Here is a 1,144-nt window from a genome sequence, read left to right on the forward strand (position 1 = left end):
GAGCCGGTCGCCGGGGAGCGAGCCGGTCGCCGGGGAGCGAGCCGGTCGCCGGGGAGCGAGCCGGTCGCCGGGGAGCGAGCCGGTCGCCGGGGAGCGCGGTGGGCCCGGCTGGGTCGGTATGCTCGGCCGGCTATGCCCGAAGGACACACCGTGCACCGCCTGGCCGCGCTGCACGAACGGATGTTCCGCGGCCGGCCTGTGCGGGTCGAGAGCCCGCAGGGACGGTTCACCGACGGCGCGCGCCGGCTGGACGGCCGCGTGCTGGACGAGGCCGAGGCGCACGGCAAGCACCTGCTGCTCCGGTTCGACGACGATCAGGTCCTGCACATCCACCTGGGCATCTACGGCACCTACTCCTTCGGTCCGTTGCCGGCGCCCGCGCCGACGGGTGCGATCCGGCTGCGTCTCGTCGGTGATGCCGACTACGCCGACCTTCGCGGCCCCAACGCCTGCGATCTGCTGGAACCGGGCGAGGTGAAGGCGCTGCGCGACCGGCTGGGCCCGGACCCGCTGCGGCCCGACGCCGACCCGGAGCTCGCCTGGCGCAGGATCTCGCGCCGGATCACCCCGATCGCGGTGCTTCTCATGGATCAGACGGTGGTCGCCGGGCCGGGCAACATCTACCGCGCCGAGGTGCTGTTCCGCGCGGGCCTCGACCCGCGGCGGCCGGGCCGGAGCCTGACCCGCGCCGAGTGGGATGTGCTCTGGGCCGACCTGGCCGAGCTGATGGCCGAGGGCGTGCGCACCGGCCGGATCGACACCGTGCGGCCGGAGCACACCCCTGAGGCGATGGGCCGCCCGCCGCGCGTCGACGACCACGGCGGCGAGGTCTACGTGTACCGCCGCGCCGCCGCGCCCTGCCTGATCTGCGGCACCGCGGTCCGCACCGAGATCATCGCCGGCCGCAACCTCTTCTGGTGCCCCACCTGCCAGCCGCCGCGATAGGAACGCGTCGTCGTCACCGCCGCGCCCTCGTGCCACCGGGACGCCTAAAGGAAGAACGACGCCTTTGACCATGATCCCATGAGCTGTGGTGCCGAAGACATCTTGTCCGGCATCACAGCTCATGGCCGATCCCAGGGCTAATGCCGCATCGGCGAAGGTTTGCCCGCGCCGTGGGCCGGTGCCGGTGAAGTGTCCGCGG

At 73.4% G+C, this 1,144-nt stretch carries 1 protein-coding gene; it reads left to right on the plus strand.

The features are described from left to right. The first annotated feature begins 132 nt into the window (after window positions 1–132). Entirely contained in the window at window positions 133–945 is an 813-nt protein-coding gene (locus I6A81_RS16530; protein WP_203004311.1) for an Fpg/Nei family DNA glycosylase, read from the plus strand. The last annotated feature ends 199 nt before the right edge of the window (window positions 946–1,144 follow it).

It is taken from the genome of Frankia nepalensis (genome assembly GCF_016786325.1).
In the GTDB taxonomy this organism is placed as follows: domain Bacteria; phylum Actinomycetota; class Actinomycetes; order Frankiales; family Frankiaceae; genus Pseudofrankia; species Pseudofrankia nepalensis.

Coding starts and splice junctions, on each gene's coding strand:
- I6A81_RS16530 (WP_203004311.1), top strand. CDS start 133: ATGCCCGAAGGACACACCGTGCACCGCCTGGCCGCGCTGCACGAACGG.